Source organism: Pseudomonas sp. AA-38, from assembly GCF_029457475.1.
Taxonomy (GTDB): domain Bacteria; phylum Pseudomonadota; class Gammaproteobacteria; order Pseudomonadales; family Pseudomonadaceae; genus Aquipseudomonas.
Genome location: NZ_CP120359.1, coordinates 5,359,310 through 5,376,151, shown reverse-complemented (window position 1 = coordinate 5,376,151; position 16,842 = coordinate 5,359,310). Strand labels below are relative to the sequence as shown.

Sequence of the window (16,842 nt, the reverse complement as noted above, 5' to 3'; positions counted from 1 at the left end):
TTGATCAAATAATTATTCATTTTTGTTAATTCGTATAGCCGGATAGGGTTTCACCACGTTTTGCAACCAACTGTTGCAACGGCCCTTGCAGCTCTGCGCTGAGGATTGGATCGTGATAAGAAAAATACTGATCGCCAACCGTGGTGAGATTGCCGTCCGCATCGTGCGGGCCTGTGCCGAAATGGGCATCCGCTCGGTGGCCATCTATTCCGAGGCGGATCGCCATGCGCTGCACGTCAAGCGTGCCGACGAGGCGCACAGCATCGGTGATGATCCGCTGGCCGGCTACCTGAACCCGCGCAAACTGGTCAATCTGGCGGTGGAAACCGGCTGCGATGCACTGCACCCGGGTTATGGCTTCCTCTCGGAAAACGCCGAGCTGGCCGAGATCTGCGCCGAGCGGGGGATCAAGTTCATCGGCCCGAGCGCCGAAGTGATCCGCCGCATGGGCGACAAGACCGAAGCGCGCCGCAGCATGATGGCCGCTGGCGTGCCCTGCACCCCCGGCACCGAAGGCAACGTCGCTGACCTGGCCGAAGCCTTGCGCGAAGCCGAGCGCATCGGCTACCCGGTGATGCTCAAGGCCACTTCCGGTGGTGGCGGTCGCGGTATTCGTCGTTGCAACTCGCGCTCCGAGCTGGAGCAGGCCTACCCGCGCGTCATCTCCGAGGCCACCAAGGCCTTCGGCAGCGCGGAAGTCTTCCTGGAAAAGTGCATCGTCAACCCGAAGCACATCGAAGCGCAGATTCTCGCCGACAGCCATGGCAACACCGTGCACCTGTACGAGCGCGACTGCTCGATCCAGCGCCGCAACCAGAAGCTCATCGAGATCGCCCCGAGCCCGCAGCTCACCCCCGAACAGCGCGCCTATATCGGCGACCTGGCCGTGCGCGCCGCGCAGGCCGTGGGTTACGAGAACGCCGGCACCGTGGAGTTCCTGCTCGCCGAAGGCGAGGTGTATTTCATGGAGATGAACACCCGGGTGCAGGTGGAGCACACCATCACCGAGGAAATCACCGGCATCGACATCGTGCGTGAGCAGATCCGCATTGCCTCGGGCCTGGCTTTGTCGGTGAAGCAGGAAGACATCATCCACCGGGGTTATGCCCTGCAGTTCCGCATCAATGCCGAGGATCCGAAGAACAACTTCCTGCCCTCGTTCGGCAAGATCACCCGTTACTACGCGCCCGGTGGCCCTGGCGTTCGCACTGATACCGCGATCTACACCGGCTACACCATTCCGCCGTACTACGACTCGATGTGCCTGAAGCTGATCGTCTGGGCGCTGACCTGGGAAGAGGCGATGGATCGTGGCCTGCGCGCGTTGGATGACATGCGCGTGCAGGGCGTGCGCACCACCGCGCCCTATTACCAGGAAATCCTGCGCAACCCGGAATTCCGTAGCGGCCAGTTCAACACCAGCTTCGTCGAGAGCCACCCGGAACTGACCCAGTACTCGATCAAGCGCAACCCGTCGCACCTGGCCATCGCCATCGCCACCGCCATCGCTGCCCACGCAGGCTTATGAAGCAGCGGCAAGCTTCAAGCTTCAAGCTACAAGAAAGCGCCCGCGTGCCTTTACTTGCAGCTTGTAGCTTGCGGCTTGCAGCTCAGGAGAAATAGGAATGAAGACGACTCGTCGTATCACTGTTACCGATACCGTCCTGCGCGATGCTCACCAGTCGCTGCTGGCCACGCGCATGTGCACCGAGGACATGCTGCCGATCTGCGACAAACTCGACCGCGTCGGCTACTGGTCGCTGGAAGTCTGGGGTGGCGCCACCTTCGACGCCTGTGTGCGCTTCCTCAAGGAAGACCCCTGGGAGCGCCTGCGCAAGCTCAAGGCCGCGCTGCCCAATACCCGCCTGCAGATGCTTTTGCGCGGGCAGAACCTGCTCGGCTATCGCCACTACAGCGATGACGTGGTCAAGGCCTTCGTCGCCAAGGCGGCGGTCAACGGCATCGACGTGTTCCGCATCTTCGACGCGATGAATGACGTGCGTAACCTGCGCGTGGCCATCGAGGCGGTCAAGGCCGCCGGCAAGCATGCCCAGGGCACCATCGCCTACACCACCAGCCCGGTACACACCAACGAGGCCTTCGTTGCCCAGGCCAAGGCCATGCAGGCCATGGGCATCGACTCCATCGCCATCAAGGACATGGCCGGCCTGCTCACGCCCTATGCCACCTTCGAGCTGGTCAAGGCGCTGAAGAGCGAAGTCGACCTGCCGGTGTTCATTCACAGCCACGACACCGCCGGCCTCGGCTCCATGTGCCAGCTCAAGGCCATCGAAGCCGGAGCCGACCATATCGACACCGCCATTTCCAGCCTGGCCTGGGGCACCAGCCACCCGGGCACCGAGTCGATGGTCGCCGCGCTCAAGGGCAGCCAGTATGACACCGGCCTGGATCTGGAACTGATCCAGGAGATCGGCATGTACTTCCATGCCGTGCGCAAGAAGTACCACCAGTTCGAGAGCGAATTCACCGGCGTGGATACCCGCGTGCAGGTCAACCAGGTGCCGGGCGGGATGATTTCCAACCTGGCCAACCAGCTCAAGGAGCAGGGCGCGCTGAACCGCATGAACGAAGTGCTGGAAGAGATTCCGCGCGTGCGTGCCGACCTCGGCTTCCCGCCGCTGGTCACGCCTACTTCGCAGATCGTCGGCACCCAGGCGTTCTTCAACGTGCTGGCCGGCGAGCGCTACAAGACCATCACCAACGAGGTGAAGCTGTACCTGCAGGGCCGCTACGGCAAGGCGCCGGGCAAGGTGGACGAGCAACTGCGCAAGCAGGCCATCGGCAGCGAGGAAGTCATCGACGTGCGCCCGGCCGACCTGCTCAAGCCCGAGCTGGCGCGCCTGCGTGAAGAGATCGGCAGCCTGGCCAGATCCGAAGAGGACGTGCTGACCTTCGCCATGTTCCCCGACATCGGGCGCAAGTTCCTCGAAGAGCGCGAGGCCGGCACCCTCAAGCCGGAAGTGCTGCTGCCCATGCCCAATGGCCAGGGCCCGGCGCCGGTCGGCGGCGAGGGCGTGCCGACCGAGTTCGTGGTCGATGTGCACGGCGAAAGCTACCGCGTGGACATCACCGGCGTGGGCGTCAAGGGTGACGGCAAGCGCCACTTCTACCTATCCATCGATGGCATGCCGGAAGAGGTGGTGTTCGAGCCGCTCAATGATTTCGTCGCCGGCAGCGGCGGCAAGCGCAAGCAGGCCGGCGAGCCGGGTGACGTGTCCACCACCATGCCCGGCAACATCGTCGATGTGCTGGTCAAGGAGGGTGACACGGTCAAGGCCGGCCAGGCGGTGCTGATCACCGAAGCGATGAAGATGGAAACCGAAGTGCAGGCGCCGATTGCCGGCAAGGTCAAGGCCGTTCACGTGGCCAAGGGCGACCGCGTCAATCCGGGCGAAGTGCTGGTGGAAATCGAAGGTTAACCTCAGGAGCCCGGCCTGTTGGATGGGCAAGTTTGACGGGGCGTAACCCGGGCTCCTTTTTTATTCAGGGGCGCTTCGCTTGAAGCGCCATAAGCGCCATAAGCGCCATGGGCGTGGTTGCCACGCCCAGCGCATCAGTTCTCTGGCCATGCCCCAGGTGCGCGAGCACGGCGCGGGCGATCAGCACCGCTGGCGCGGGGCATGGCCCTTTCCCTTCCATCGGCCGGAGCGCACAAGGCTCCGGCCGTCTCGTTTCAACTTTGCGCGAAGCGCGCGCGTGGCGTGGCCATCGGCACCTGGTCGCCATCGAGTGGCAGGAAGCTGCCCAGCTCGGCGTCGTAGGCCTTGATCTGGCTGGTTTCGATGTCGTAGACCCAGCCATGGATGAACAGTTGGCCGCGTGCCAGTTTGGCCGCCACCGAGGGGTGGGTGCACAGGTGGTTGAGCTGGGCCACCACGTTCTCTTCGGTGAGGATGGCCAGGGCTTCCTTGTCGTCGCTGCAGTTGCAGTTTTCCGCCACCACGGTGCGAGCTACTTCGGCATGGCGCAGCCAGGCCTTGACCGTGGGCATGTTTTCCAGCGACTGCGGGTTGAGCACCGCCTTCATCGCGCCGCAGTCGGAGTGGCCGCAAACGACGATATGCTGCACGCCCAGGGCCAGCACCGCATATTCGATGGCGGTGGAAACGCCACCCATCATCTGCCCGTAGGCCGGCACCACGTTACCCACGTTGCGGTTGACGAACAGGTCGCCCGGCGAGCTCTGGGTGATCAGCTCCGGCACCACGCGCGAGTCGGCGCAGGTGATGAACATGGCGCGTGGGTTCTGCGCGGTGGCGAGCTTCTTGAACAGTTCTTCCTGCTGGGGAAACACCTCGGTGCGAAAGCGCTTGAAGCCATCGACGATATTTCGCAGCGCCTGCTCGGCGGTTTCGTTGCCCTCATGGGTCTGCAGCGGAATCACCTGATGTTTGTAAGGCATGCCCTGAATCTCTGGGTTATCTGAAAAATACGCTGCTAGAACGACAGCCTCTGCGCTGTGCGAGTCACACGCCCAGTTGCGTCTTGCGCAGCCGGTACGACAACTGGTCGCTTTCCGCCACGTCCCGCTTGTGTCGCCAGGGCAGTGTAGTGGAACAGGAGCGCTGCGCTGCAGGTTACTCGGATCAACGGGCGCTTTGCCGCTCCAGTTCATGCAGGTAGGGCAGGTCGGGGCCGACCCGGGCGCAGGTCAGTGCGGCGGCCTCGATGGCCAGGCGCAGCATGGCGTCGATCTGCTCGCGGCTCAGGGTCGCCAGCGCCTCGGGGCTGTCCAGCCGGTGCCGTGCCAGATAGCTGAGCAGCGCGGCCTGGAAGGTATCGCCGGCGCCGACGGTGTCGCGGGTAGCCACGGCCACGGCCGGTACCGACCACTGCCCGTGGCGGCTATGCACACTGGCGCCTGCGCTGCCATGGGTGAGGAACACCAGTTGGCAGCGCTCGGTGCGCCAGCTTGCCGCGACCGCCTGCGGGTCGCGTTCGGGGTAGAGCAATTGCAGGTCTTCCTCGCTGACCTTGATCAGGTGCGCGTAGCGGGCGAAGGTTTCGATGCGCTCGCGCCAGCGGGCGATATCCGGCGCCGGGCCGAGGCGCACGTTGGGGTCGAGGCTGATCAGGCGCCGGTCATGCTCGCGCTCCACCAACGCCAGCAGCGTACTGGCCACCGGCTCCACCACCAGGGAGAAGGAGCCGAGGTGCAGGCCGCGTATCTGTGCCGTCAGGGCCGGCAGATGCTCGGCCAGTAGCTGGCGGTCGGCGCAGCCTTCGCCACGAAAGCTGTAATGCGGCGAGCCGGCAGCGTCCAGGCCGACCATGGCCAGGGTGGTCGGTGCCTCGCTGGCGATCAGGTAGGTATCGCTCACGCCTTCTTCATCCAGCACCTGGCGCAGGCGCTGGCCGAGCGTATCCGAGGAAATCCCGGTGAACAGCGCCGAGTCGCAGCCCAACCGGCGCAGGCCGACTGCCACGTTGAACGGCGAGCCGCCAGCGATGGCCTTGAAGGCCAGCTCGTTGCTGCGCTCGCCGTCATTCTGGATGAACACGTCGAACAGCGCTTCGCCACAGACCAGGTACATAGGCATCTCCTCTAGCGTCGTGGCGTTTTCACGCCGGTGTATTTTCGGCGAGTCGGCTGACCTGCTCGCGATAACGTTGATAGACCCCCTCGTACTGCGCCGTGCGCGCCGGGTCGGGCTGTGTCTGGGTGCTGGCATCCAGATGCACGCAGCGCTCGCACAGCGCGGCCAGTTGCGCCTGGCGGTCGCTGCCCGGCGTCAGGCACCAGGCCGCTTGAATTGCAGCGCCCAGAGCTGCGGCTTCGGTGTGCTGCGGGCAGACCAGCGGGGTGCCCATGATATCGGCGATTACCTGGCGCCATACCGGGCTCTTCGCCGCGCCACCGATCAGGCGGATGGTCTCGCTCTGCAAGCCGCTGGCGCGCAGCAGGTCGAGGCCATAGCGCAGGCCGAAGGCGGTGCCTTCGACCACCGCCCGGCACAGGTTGGCGCGGGTCAGGTTATCGCTGTCCATGCCCAGCAGGCTGGCGCGCGAGCGGGGCAGGGCCGGTACCCGTTCGCCGTTGAAGAAGGGCAGCAACAGCAATCCCTCGGCACCGATGGGGGCGTGTTCGACCAGTTCGCCGAAGGTCTGGATGTCCAGTTCCAGCAATTGCTGGATCAGCCCGGTGGCGTTGGTCAGGTTCATGGTGCAGATCAGCGGCAGCCAGCCACCGCTGGATGAGCAGAAGGTGGCCACCTGGGCGTGCGGGCTGACCGTCGGCTGGTCGCTGTAGGCGTAGAGCGTGCCAGAGGTGCCCAGGCTCATGGTGATGGCGCCGGGGCGGATATTGCCGGTGCCGATGGCGCCCAGCATGTTGTCGCCACCACCGCTGGCCACCACCGCCTCCGGGTTCAGACCCAGTTGCCGGGCGATCTGCGGGCGGATGCGGCCCGCCGGCTGATCCGGCTCGATCAGCTCTGGCAGCGCCTTGCGCAGGCGCCCGCTGGGGTCGATGAAGCTCAGCAGTTCGGTATCCCAGGTGCGTGTACGCACATCGAAATACCCGGTGCCGGAGGCGTCGCCGTACTCGCTGCAGGCGCGGCCGGTGAGCCAGTGATTGAGGTAGTCGTGGGGCAGCAGGATATGGGCGATACGGGCGAATGCATCGGGGTGCTGCTCCTTGGTCCAGAGCAGCTTGGATACCGTATAGCCTGGTGCGATGGCCACGCCCAGGCGTTGCAGCGAGCCTGCCTCGCCGCCGAGATGAGCGAGCAGGCGCTGGTTTTCCGGGGTCGATTCGGTGTCGCACCAGAGCTTGGCCGGGCGCAGCACGTCGCCCTGTTCGTCGAGCAGCACCAGGCCATGCTGCTGGCCGGACACGCCAATGCCGAGAATCCGCTCGCCGCCGATGCCCGCAGCCGCCAGCGCCTGTCGGGTCGCCTGCTCGAAAGCTTCCAGCCACTGTTGCGGCTGCTGTTCGCGACGGCCATTGGCGCCGCTGTGCAGGCTATGGCTGGCGCTGCCGGCGCCGAGCACCTGGCCGCTGCCGGCATCCAGCACCAGGGCCTTGGTGCCCTGGGTGCCGCAATCGATACCGAGGTACATGCTCAATCGCCCAGCAGGGTCTGCAGGGTGCGGGTCACACCGAGCTTGCGCAGGCTGTCGTAACACAGCTCGAAGGCTGCGACGAAGGCTGCCGACTGCGGTATCGCCGTACCGAAGATCGTCTCGACGCCGAGCACCCGCTGGCGCACCTGGTCGTCATCGGCTACCAGTGCCTGGCAGAACTCGGCGCGTGGGTCGGGGATGCGATAGTGCGCGCCGTTCTCGTCGACGCCCTTGAGGTACAGCGCCCAGGCCGCGACCACCAGCGCAGCGCGTTCCAGTGGCCGACCGTCCTCGATCAGGCGGTTGAGGGTGGGCACGATGAACTTGGGAAACTTCGACGAGCCGTCCGAGCAGACCCGCTCCAGTTGATCGGCGATGGCCTGGTTGGAGAAGCGCTCGATCAGCGTGTCCTTGTAGACGTGCAGGTCGATGCCCGGCACCGGCGCCAGTTGTGGCGTTACGTCGAGATCCATGAAGGTGCGCACGTAGCGGCGCAGCAGCGGGTCGTTCATGGTCTCGTGAACGTAGCGATAGCCCTTGAGAAAGCCCAGGTAGGTCAGCGCCAGGTGGCTGCCGTTGAGCAGCTTGATCTTCATCTCCTCATAGGGCGTGACGTCGTCGGTGAACTGCACGCCCACCTCTTCCCAGGCTGGGCGGCCGTTGACGAACCTGTCTTCCAGCACCCATTGCACGAAGGGCTCGCAGACCACCGGCCAGGCGTCCTCGACGCCGTGCTGCTCGGCCAGTTGCTGGCGGTGGGCGGCGCTGGTCATTGGCGTGATGCGGTCGACCATGGCGTTGGGGAAGCTCACGTGATGGTCGATCCAGGTGGCCAGCTCATGGTCGGCCAGGTGGGCGAAGGCCAGCAGCGCCTTGCGCGTGACCTCGCCGTTGTGCGGCAGGTTATCGCAGGACATCAGAGTGAAGGCCGGAATGCCGGCGGCGCGGCGCTTGGCCAGGGCGGCGCAGAGCAGGCCGAACACGCTGCGCGGCGACTCGGGGTGGCGCAGGTCGTGGGCGATGGCCGGCAGCTCGGCGAGAAATTCTCCCGTGCTGTCGTCAATGCAATAGCCGCCTTCGGTGATGGTCAGCGAGACGATGCGGATGGCCGGGTCGGCCAGCTTGTCGATCAGCGCTTGCGGCGATTCCTCGATCAGCAGCATGTCGGTGATGGCGCCGATCACCCGCACCGGCAGGTTCGGTTCGTCGCCCAGTTCCACCAGGGTGTAGAGAAAGTCCTGGCTGGCCAGGGCGTCGCGCATGGCACGGTCTTCGCTGCGCACGCCGACCCCGCAGATGCCCCAGTCCAGGGCTTGGCCGCGGTTCATCAGGGCGTCGGTGTAGACCGCCTGGTGGGCGCGGTGAAAGCCGCCGACGCCGATATGGGCGATGCCGTTGCGGAGCGTTCGCGGGTCGTATTGCGGCAGCGCGACGGCGCCGCCAAGCTGGGAAAGCTGCTGGCGATTGAGTTTCATCTGGATGATCCCGTCATGAAGTGGCGTCAGGCGGCCTGCTGCAAGGGTTTGGCGACGGCCTGGCCATCGGCGTCGAAGAGGTGGCAGTGCGCCGGGTCGAAATCCAGCTTCAGCGTCTCGCCATAACGCGGGGCGAAGTCACCACGCACGCGCACCGTGAGCATCTCGCCCGAGGCGCAGCGCACATGGCAGAAGGTGTCGCTGCCCAGGCGCTCGCTGACGTCGGCGCTCACCTGCAGGCGCCCGGCACCCTCGCCGACCAGATTGAGGTGCTCGGGGCGCACCCCCAGGGTCACCGCGCTGCCGACCTCGAGGCCGGTGGCGGACAGCGGCAGCCTCAGTTGCGCGCCGCATTCCAGTTGCACCTCGCAGCTATCGTCCTGGGCCTTGTGCAGGGTGCCGCGCAGAAAGCCCATCTTCGGCGTGCCGAGAAAACCGGCGACGAACAGGTTGGCCGGGTGGTGATAGAGCTCCAGCGGCGAGCCCACCTGCTCGACACGGCCGCCATTGAGCACCACCACCTTGTCGGCCAGGGTCATGGCTTCGACCTGGTCGTGGGTCACGTAGATCATGGTGGCCTGCAGTTCCTTGTGCAGCCGCGCCAGCTCCAGGCGGGTCTGCACGCGCAGGGCGGCGTCGAGGTTGGACAGCGGCTCGTCGAACAGGAAGATCTTCGGGTTGCGCACGATGGCGCGGCCGATGGCCACGCGCTGGCGCTGGCCGCCGGAGAGCTGCCTGGGCTTGCGTTCGAGCAGCGCCTCCAGTTGCAGGATGCGCGCGGCGTTGGCCACCTTGGCTGCGACTTCCTGCTTGCCCACCCGAGCCAGGTCGAGGGCGAAGGACAGGTTCTTGCGCACGGTCATGTGCGGGTACAGCGCGTAGGTCTGGAACACCATGGCCAGGTCGCGTTTGGCCGGCGCAGTATCGGTGATGTCCTGGCCATCGAGTTCGATATGGCCGCTGCTGACCTCTTCCAGCCCGGCGATCAGGCGCAGCAGGGTGGATTTGCCGCAGCCCGAGGGGCCGACGAACACCACGAATTCGCGGTCGCGGATATCCAGGTCGACGCCCTGGATGATCGCCGTGCCGTCGAAGCCTTTTTGCAGATTGCGGATCTTCAGATCAGCCATGTCGGAGTTCTCCCGTTATTTCACCGCGCCGAAGGACAGGCCGCGTACCAGTTGTTTTTGGCTGATCCAGCCGAAGATCAGGATGGGCGCGCAGGCCAGGGTCGAGACGGCGGAAAGCTTGGCCCAGAACAGGCCTTCGGGGCTGGAGTAGGAGGCCACCAGGGCGGTCAGCGGGGCGGCGGCGGAGCTGGTCAGGTTGAGCGACCAGAAGGCCTCGTTCCAGCACAGGATCAGCGACAGCAGCATGGTCGAGGCCAGGCCGCCGCGGGCGATCGGCAGCAGCACGCGGACGATCTCCTGCCAGGTGGTGGCGCCGTCCAGGCGCGCCGCTTCGAGGATGTCCACGGGGATGTCCTTGAAGTAGGTGTACACCATCCATACCAGGATCGGCAGGTTGATCAGGGTGTAGATGATGATCAGCGCCAGGCGCGAATCGAGCAGGCCGAACTGTTTGGCCAGCAGGTAGATCGGCACCAGCACGCCCACCGGCGGCAGCATCTTGGTGGACAGCATCCACAGCAGCGTGCGCTTGGTGTGGCGCGTCTCGAAGAAGGCCATGGAATAGGCGGCCGGCACCGCCAGGAGCATGCCCAGCAGCGTCGCCGAGACGGAGATCAGCACCGAGTTCCAGGCGAAGGCGAAGTAGTCGCTGCGCTCGTTGATGTGCAGGTAGTTCTCCAGCGTCGGGGTGAAGATGAACTGCGGCGGCGTGGCGAAGGCGTCGATCTCGGTCTTCAGGCTGGTCAGCACCATCCAGAAGATCGGGAAGAAGATCAGCGCGGCGATGGCCCAGGCCAGGAGGCCGATGACCAGGCTGTGCAGGCGCCGGGACTGTTTCAGGGTCAGCATGCTGCGCTCCTCACTGCCGTTCGGTCAGGTTCTTGCCGATCATGCGGATCAGCACGATGGCGGCGATGTTGGCGATGACCACCGCGATCAGCCCGCCGGCCGAGGCCATGCCGACGTCGAACTGCAGCAGCGCCTGGGTGTAGATCAGGTAGGCCAGATTGGTGGATTCGTAGCCGGGGCCGCCGCTGGTGGTGGTGTAGATCTCGGCGAACACCGAGAGCAGGAAGATGGTCTCGATCATCACCACCACCGCGATCGGCCGCGCCAGGTGCGGCAGGGTGAGGTGCCAGAAGATGGCGATGGGGCCGGCGCCGTCGAGGCGCGCGGCTTCCTTCTGCTCCTGATCCAGCGATTGCATGGCGGTCATCAGGATCAGGATGGCGAACGGCAGCCACTGCCAGGACACGATCAGGATGATCGAGAACATGGGGTGGTGCGCCAGCCAGTCCACCGGCTGGGCGCCGAAGAACTGCCAGACGGCGGCGAGAATCCCCGACACCGGATGGAAGATCAGGTTCTTCCACAACAGCGCGCTGACCGTGGGCATGATGAAGAATGGCGAGATCAGCAGCACCCGCACGATGCCGCGGCCGAAGAACTCGCTGGCCTCCAGCAGCGCGGAAATCAGAACCCCGAACACCACGCTGATCGCCAGCACGCTGCCCACCAGCAACAGGGTATTGCCGGCGCCGGAGAGGAAGGCGGCATCGGTGACGAAGTACTCGAAGTTCTCCAGGCCGACGAAACCGTTCTCGCCGGGGTAGAGCAGGTTGTAGCGGATCAGCGAGAAATACACCGTCATGCCCAGCGGCACGATCATCCAGATCAGCAGCAGAAGCACCGAAGGGCTGACCAGGAACCAGCCTGGCGCCAGGCGCCGCGGCTTGCGCCCGCCTGGCGTGCTGACCTGCGTTGTGGGTGAGTCGATGGCCGGAGAGTTCATCATGCCTCCGAGGGCGGTGTCGTGGTGAAACGTAGGGTGGGCAACGCTCTTTTTGTCCACCATTGGCGACATAGAGCGGTGGACAAGCTTCGCGTTGTTCACCCTACATACTTGGCGAATGGCGGCGCTAACCCACCCTGCGGGACGGCGGCTTGCTTACTTCGGATACCCGGCGCGCTTCATTTCCCGCTCGGTGCTCTGCTGCGCCGCCTGCAGCGCTTGCTCCGGCTGCATCTGCCCGGTGAGCGCGGCGGCGAACAGCTTGCCGACACTGGTGCCGATGGCCTGGAACTCGGGAATGGTCACTAGCTGGATGCCGACGTAGGGCACCGGCTTGGCGCTGGGGTTGGCCGGGTCGGCCTTCTTCAGCGAATCCAGGGTGACCTTGGCGAATGGCGCCGCCTGCATGTAGGCCTCGCTGTAGGTGGAGGCACGGGTACCCGGCGGCACGTTGGCCACGCCGTCGGTGTCGGCCACCAGCTTGGCGTAGTCCTTGGAGGTGGCCCAGGCGGCGAAGGTCTTGGCGGCGTCCTTGGCCTTGGAGCTGGTGGGAATCGCCAAGGCCCAGGAATACAACCAGGAAGCGCCCTTGTCGGTGACCTGGGTGGGGGCGAAGGTGAAGCCTACCGAGTCGGCCACCTTGCTCTGCGAGCTGTCGGTGACGAAGGAGCCGGCCACGCTGGCATCGACCCACTGTGCGCACTTGCCACTGTTGAACAGCGCCAGGTTCTCGTTGAAGCCGTTGCTGGAGGCGCCGGGCGGGCCGTACTTCTTCATGTTGTCGACATAGAAGTTCAGCGCGTTCTTCCACTCGCTGCCAGTGAATTCCGGCTGCCATTGCTCGTCGAACCAGCGGGCGCCGAAGGCATTGGCCAGGGTGGTGATCAGCGCCATGTTCTCGCCCCAGCCGGCCTTGCCGCGCAGGCACAGACCATAGATGCCCTTGTCCGGCTGGTGCAGCTTGCCGGCGAATTCGGCGATCTGCTCCCAGGTCGGCTGCTCCGGCATCGTCAGGCCGGCCTGCTCGAACAGATCCTTGCGGTAATAGGTGATCGAGGCTTCGGCGTAGAACGGCAGGGCATACAGCGTGCCCTTGGCGGACAGGCCTTCGCGCACCGAAGGGAACACGTCGTCGAGGTCGTAGTCGGCCGGCAGCCCGGTCATCGGCGCCAGCCAGCCTTTCTCGCCCCACAGCGCCGCTTCGTACATGCCGATGGTGAGCACGTCGAACTGGCCGCCCTGGGTGGCGATATCGGTGGTCAGGCGCTGGCGCAGCACGTTCTCTTCGAGCACCACCCACTTGAGCTTGATGTCCGGGTGCTGCTGCTCGAAGGTCTTGGCCAGCCGCTGCATGCGGATCATGTCGCTGTTGTTGACCGTGGCGATGGTCAGGGTTTCGGCGCCCTGAGCAAGCACGGCGAAGGACAGGCAAGAGGTGGCCACCAGGGCCTTGATCGAGTGGTTCATGCTTGTGAACTCCTCTTCCGCGCCGGGGCGGCTACGGAAGAACGCTATTGTTTTTGTTTCGCTCGGGCCGGATTACACCCCCGCAAGGGCGAGCGAACAAATCCTTGAGCGCACAGCGACCGATACTTTTTTGCACTCGATGAGCAGGGAAAAACTGCCCGGACGGCAGACGAATCTGCCTGGCACTGGGCTTGAAGAGGAGGTTGCAGGAGAAGGCCGTGGCCGATTCAGTACAGGTTTTGCTCGGTCAGGCGTTGTACCACCAGCTTGCGATAACCCGAGGGCGTCATGCCCTTGAGCTGCTGGAAGCGGCGGTTGAAGTTGGAGATGTTGCCGAAGCCGGACTCGAAGCACACCTCGGTCACCGGCTTGTCGCTCTGGCTCAGCAGCTCGCAGGACTTGCTCACCCGCAGGCGGTTGACGAACTCGACGAAGCCGCGCCCGGTGGCCTGCTTGAAGAAGCGCGAGAAGTAGGTGGGGGTCATGCCCAAGTATTCGGCCACCTCCTCCTGGCCGATGCCCTGGGCGTAGTGCTGGAAGATGTAGTCCACCGCGCGGTTGATGCGCTCGACATGCTGTTCGTCGCCCAGTTCCGAAGAGGTCAGGGTCGAGAGCAACTGGTAGTCCTCGCTGGCGGCCAGCAGCTCCATGAGGATGAAGAAATGCCCCAGGCGGGTGATGCCCTGGCTGTCTGCGATCCTGCGCAGCAGCACGGCGGCTTCGCGGATCACCTGCGGGTCGCGGAACTCGATGCCGAACTGCGCGCGCGCCAGCAAGGGCTGCAGGGTCTTGAGCTCGGCGAACACCGCGCTGCCGCTTTCCAGCACCTCGTCGGTGAAGTTGACCAGCATGTCGCGGGTCTGCACCACCTCGCCGTCCGCGACCTGGCTGATCCAGTTGTGCGGCAGACCGGGGCCGGTGAGGAACAGGGTGTAGGGAGAGAAGTTGCCGATGTAGTCGCCGATGAACACCTTGCCCGAGCTGGCGACGATCAGGTGCAGCTCGTATTCCTTGTGAAAATGCCAGCGCACCAGCGGCGAAGGAAAGCCGTGCTGACGGTAGATCAGCGAATGGCCTTCGTGGTCGTCCATCAGCTCGTAGGACGGGTCGGCTACGCGGGAGGTGCGGGTCATGGGCTGCGTCGCTCAATGCCTCGTATTGCGACGTTTTAACATATCGACGGCGGACGCCAAGTCATAGCAGGCTCAATTGCAGCCCCGGCGGGCAGAACTGTGAACAGTCCAGCACCACGCGCTCGCGCTTGTCCAGGCCGAGCTTGCGCCGTGCCAGGCGAAAGCGCTGGGCCAGCAGCCCGGCGAACTGGCCCTCGCCGCGCATGCGGCTGCCGAAGCGGCTGTCGTAGTTCTTGCCGCCGCGGCTCTGGCGGATCAGGCTCATGACATGGGCGGCGCGCTCGGGGAAATGCACCTGCAACCACTCCTCGAACAAACCGGCGATTTCCAGCGGCAGGCGCAGCAGCACGTAGCCGGCCGAGCGTGCGCCGGCATCGGCAGCGGCTTCGAGCAACGCTTCCAGTTCCATGTCGTTGATCATGGGGATCATCGGCGCGCACATCACGCTCACCGGCACCCCGGCTTCATGCAGCGTGCGCATGGCGCGCAGGCGGGCGGCCGGGGCGGCGGTACGCGGCTCCATGATGCGTTTGAGCTCGTCGTCCAGGGTGGTCAGGCTGAAGGCGACACTGACCAGGTTGTGGCTGGCCAGCTCGCTGAGCAGGTCGAGGTCGCGCAGGATCAGCGAGCCCTTGGTGATGATGCTCAGCGGGTGCTTGTAGCGCAGCAGGATCTCCAGCGCCTGGCGGGTCAGGCGCTGTTCGCGCTCGATGGGCTGGTAGGCATCGGTGTTGATGCCCAGGGCGATGGGCTGCGGCACGTAGCCCGGCTTCTGCAACTGTTCTTCCAGGCGCTCGGCCAGGTTGGTCTTGGCGATCAGGCGGGTCTCGAAGTCGATGCCCGGCGACATGTCCCAGTAGGCATGGGAAGGGCGGGCGAAGCAGTAGATGCAGCCGTGCTCACAGCCACGGTAGGGGTTCACCGAGCGGTCGAAGCCGACGTCCGGCGAGTCGTTGCGGGTGATCGCCGTCTTCGCCTTCTCCTTGCGCACCTCGGTGGCGCGGCTTGGTGGGGTTTCGTCCTGATACCAGCCGTCGTCTTCCTGCTCCGAGCGGGTCGGCGCATAGCGGTTGTGTGGGTTGCTGGCGGTACCGCGACCGCGCGTGGGCAGATTCAGGGCCATGGGAAACGCTCCATATACTGTATGGATGAACAGTATATGGATTGATCGATCCGCGCCAGTGCTGAGCGTCGCTCAGTCGTCCTCCTCGACAGGTGGAGGCGGCGGCGTGAACGGCTCGATCAGGTACTGGCGGCCATGGCGGCGGCAGTCTTCCAGGGTACCGTTGGCGTCACGACGGGTGACGAGGAAGGTGCTGCCCTGCGGATCATCGGCGTCGATCACGCCGGTCTGCAGATCGATGGCCTTGTTCAGATACCACTCGAATTCATCGTCAGACCAGTCGCTGCCGCCATGCCAGCGCAGGATCAGACCGCCCTCGCGCCAGTGCACGGAGGCGAACTGCATGCCATCCGGCCAGCGATAGCCGACCATGCAGAAGTGGTTGCGGCTGCCATAGGCCTTCTGCGACTGCAGCAGGACGCGCAGTTCGGGCTCCGGGTTCTGGTAGGGCGACGTGGTGGCGGTATCGAAGCGGGCGGTCATCCCGGCGTAGATCGAGGGGCCGAAATCGGTGGCGATGGCGAGCGGCGCGGCACCGAGCAGGGCCGCGGCGATCAGGTGTGCGAGCGTGCGCATGGACATCCTTGTGAGGGTGATCGACGCCCTGCACGCTAGCGCATTGCGGGGGTGTTCAGGAAGCCGTCCTGGCTTCGATCACCTCGGCTTCCGGGCGGCTCGCATAACGCTGCGCCAGCACCGCGCAGACCATTAGCTGGATCTGGTGGAACAACATCAGCGGCAGGATCAGCACGCCGATGCTGCTGCCGGCGAACAGCACCTGGGCCATGGGCACGCCGGTCGCCAGGCTCTTCTTCGAGCCGCAGAAGAGGATGGTGATGCGATCTTCCTGATTGAAGCCCAGCCATTTGCCGAGCAGGTGGGTGCTCAGCAGCGCCAGGGCCAGCAGCACGCAGCAGGCGAGGATCAGGGCCAGCAGGGTGATCAGCGGCACTTCCTGCCACAGTCCGCCGATCACCGCCGCGCTGAAAGCCGTATAGACCACCAGCAGGATCGAGCTCTGGTCGACGTACTTCAGCCAGTTCTTGTTCTTCGTCACCCAGCCACCGATCCAGCGCTGGGCGATCTGCCCGAGCACGAAGGGCAGCAGAAGTTGCAGGCTGATCTTGCCGATGGCATCGAGGGTCGAGCCGTTGTCGCCGTGCACGCCCATCAGCAGCGCCACCAGCAGGGGAGTGAGGAATATGCCCAGCAGGCTGGACGCTGCTGCGCTGCAGATCGCCGCCGGGATATTGCCGCGCGCCAGCGAGGTGAAGGCGATGGCCGACTGCACCGTGGCCGGCAGGGCGCACAGATAAAGCATGCCCATGAACAGCTCGGTACCCAGCAGTGGCTCCAGCAGCGGGCGCAGCAGCAGGCCGAGCAGCGGGAAGATGATGAAGGTGCAGGAGAACACCAGTAGGTGCAGGCGCCAATGGCCGGCACCGGCGATGATCGCCTGGCGCGACAGCTTGGCGCCATGCAGGAAGAACAGCAGGGCGATGGCCAGGTCGGTGATCCACTCGAAGACCGTGGCGACCTGGCCGCTGGCGGGCAGCAGCGAGGCGGTGAGCACCACCGCGAGCAGGGTAAGGGTGAAATTGTCGGGCAGCAGGCGAGAGCGGGCCATGTTCGAGAT

The 16,842-nt window shown here is 65.0% G+C and carries 14 protein-coding genes; 2 read left to right on the top strand and 12 right to left on the bottom strand.

The window, feature by feature from the left end; all coding sequences use genetic code 11:
• Positions 1 to 112 precede the first annotated feature (112 nt).
• Both PVE35_RS24720 and oadA read left to right on the top strand, forming a co-directional pair.
• Positions 113 to 1,528 carry an acetyl-CoA carboxylase biotin carboxylase subunit gene (locus PVE35_RS24720; protein WP_277373288.1) on the top strand — a complete coding sequence of 472 codons (1,416 nt, stop codon included), beginning with the start codon at positions 113 to 115 and terminating at the stop codon, positions 1,526 to 1,528.
• A gap of 97 nt (positions 1,529 to 1,625) precedes the next feature.
• Positions 1,626 to 3,440, top strand: coding sequence for a sodium-extruding oxaloacetate decarboxylase subunit alpha (gene oadA, locus PVE35_RS24715; protein ID WP_277373287.1), 1,815 nt, complete (start codon positions 1,626 to 1,628; stop codon positions 3,438 to 3,440).
• A gap of 254 nt (positions 3,441 to 3,694) precedes the next feature.
• Here oadA and PVE35_RS24710 read toward each other — a convergent pair whose 3' ends face one another.
• The 12 genes from PVE35_RS24710 to PVE35_RS24655 form a co-directional block, all read right to left on the bottom strand.
• The gene (locus tag PVE35_RS24710; protein WP_277373286.1) at positions 3,695 to 4,423 is read right to left on the bottom strand and encodes a carbonic anhydrase; all 729 of its coding nucleotides are present in this window, start codon (positions 4,421 to 4,423) and stop codon (positions 3,695 to 3,697) included.
• A 184-nt stretch (positions 4,424 to 4,607) separates the two neighbouring features.
• Positions 4,608 to 5,555: a carbohydrate kinase gene (locus PVE35_RS24705; protein WP_277373285.1), complete on the bottom strand. Its 948-nt coding sequence runs from the start codon at positions 5,553 to 5,555 to the stop codon at positions 4,608 to 4,610.
• Positions 5,556 to 5,583: 28 nt separating this feature from the next.
• Positions 5,584 to 7,083 carry a xylulokinase gene (xylB, locus tag PVE35_RS24700; protein ID WP_277373284.1) on the bottom strand — a complete coding sequence of 500 codons (1,500 nt, stop codon included), beginning with the start codon at positions 7,081 to 7,083 and terminating at the stop codon, positions 5,584 to 5,586.
• A 2-nt stretch (positions 7,084 to 7,085) separates the two neighbouring features.
• On the bottom strand, positions 7,086 to 8,561 hold the full coding sequence (locus tag PVE35_RS24695; RefSeq protein ID WP_277373283.1) for a mannitol dehydrogenase family protein: 1,476 nt from the start codon (positions 8,559 to 8,561) through the stop codon (positions 7,086 to 7,088).
• A gap of 26 nt (positions 8,562 to 8,587) precedes the next feature.
• Entirely contained in the window at positions 8,588 to 9,691 is a 1,104-nt protein-coding gene (ugpC, locus tag PVE35_RS24690; protein ID WP_277373282.1) for a sn-glycerol-3-phosphate ABC transporter ATP-binding protein UgpC, read from the bottom strand.
• Positions 9,692 to 9,706: 15 nt separating this feature from the next.
• A complete protein-coding gene (locus tag PVE35_RS24685) occupies positions 9,707 to 10,540 on the bottom strand; it encodes a carbohydrate ABC transporter permease (protein ID WP_277373281.1) in 834 nt (277 codons plus the stop codon).
• Between the two features lie 10 nt (positions 10,541 to 10,550).
• On the bottom strand, positions 10,551 to 11,483 hold the full coding sequence (locus tag PVE35_RS24680; protein WP_277374933.1) for a sugar ABC transporter permease: 933 nt from the start codon (positions 11,481 to 11,483) through the stop codon (positions 10,551 to 10,553).
• Positions 11,484 to 11,639: 156 nt separating this feature from the next.
• Complete coding sequence (locus PVE35_RS24675) at positions 11,640 to 12,950, bottom strand: sugar ABC transporter substrate-binding protein (protein WP_277373280.1); 1,311 nt, start codon at positions 12,948 to 12,950, stop codon at positions 11,640 to 11,642.
• Positions 12,951 to 13,177: 227 nt separating this feature from the next.
• Complete coding sequence (locus PVE35_RS24670) at positions 13,178 to 14,083, bottom strand: AraC family transcriptional regulator (RefSeq protein ID WP_268179902.1); 906 nt, start codon at positions 14,081 to 14,083, stop codon at positions 13,178 to 13,180.
• A 61-nt stretch (positions 14,084 to 14,144) separates the two neighbouring features.
• Positions 14,145 to 15,206: a PA0069 family radical SAM protein gene (locus PVE35_RS24665; protein ID WP_277373279.1), complete on the bottom strand. Its 1,062-nt coding sequence runs from the start codon at positions 15,204 to 15,206 to the stop codon at positions 14,145 to 14,147.
• A 72-nt stretch (positions 15,207 to 15,278) separates the two neighbouring features.
• Positions 15,279 to 15,782: a hypothetical protein gene (locus PVE35_RS24660; protein ID WP_277373278.1), complete on the bottom strand. Its 504-nt coding sequence runs from the start codon at positions 15,780 to 15,782 to the stop codon at positions 15,279 to 15,281.
• Between the two features lie 55 nt (positions 15,783 to 15,837).
• Positions 15,838 to 16,833 (bottom strand): bile acid:sodium symporter family protein, encoded by a 996-nt coding sequence (locus tag PVE35_RS24655; protein WP_277373277.1) that lies wholly within the window; start codon positions 16,831 to 16,833, stop codon positions 15,838 to 15,840.
• Positions 16,834 to 16,842 lie beyond the last annotated feature (9 nt).

Bases quoted from the DNA above. Each gene is read 5' to 3' on its own strand.
- oadA (WP_277373287.1), top strand. From the start codon at position 1,626: ATGAAGACGACTCGTCGTATCACTGTTACCGATACCGTCCTGCGCGAT.
- PVE35_RS24710 (WP_277373286.1), bottom strand. From the start codon at position 4,423: ATGCCTTACAAACATCAGGTGATTCCGCTGCAGACCCATGAGGGCAAC.
- PVE35_RS24705 (WP_277373285.1), bottom strand. From the start codon at position 5,555: ATGTACCTGGTCTGTGGCGAAGCGCTGTTCGACGTGTTCATCCAGAAT.
- xylB (WP_277373284.1), bottom strand. From the start codon at position 7,083: ATGTACCTCGGTATCGATTGCGGCACCCAGGGCACCAAGGCCCTGGTG.
- PVE35_RS24695 (WP_277373283.1), bottom strand. From the start codon at position 8,561: ATGAAACTCAATCGCCAGCAGCTTTCCCAGCTTGGCGGCGCCGTCGCG.
- ugpC (WP_277373282.1), bottom strand. From the start codon at position 9,691: ATGGCTGATCTGAAGATCCGCAATCTGCAAAAAGGCTTCGACGGCACG.
- PVE35_RS24685 (WP_277373281.1), bottom strand. From the start codon at position 10,540: ATGCTGACCCTGAAACAGTCCCGGCGCCTGCACAGCCTGGTCATCGGC.
- PVE35_RS24680 (WP_277374933.1), bottom strand. From the start codon at position 11,483: ATGAACTCTCCGGCCATCGACTCACCCACAACGCAGGTCAGCACGCCA.
- PVE35_RS24675 (WP_277373280.1), bottom strand. From the start codon at position 12,950: ATGAACCACTCGATCAAGGCCCTGGTGGCCACCTCTTGCCTGTCCTTC.
- PVE35_RS24670 (WP_268179902.1), bottom strand. From the start codon at position 14,083: ATGACCCGCACCTCCCGCGTAGCCGACCCGTCCTACGAGCTGATGGAC.
- PVE35_RS24665 (WP_277373279.1), bottom strand. From the start codon at position 15,206: ATGGCCCTGAATCTGCCCACGCGCGGTCGCGGTACCGCCAGCAACCCA.
- PVE35_RS24660 (WP_277373278.1), bottom strand. From the start codon at position 15,782: ATGCGCACGCTCGCACACCTGATCGCCGCGGCCCTGCTCGGTGCCGCG.
- PVE35_RS24655 (WP_277373277.1), bottom strand. From the start codon at position 16,833: ATGGCCCGCTCTCGCCTGCTGCCCGACAATTTCACCCTTACCCTGCTC.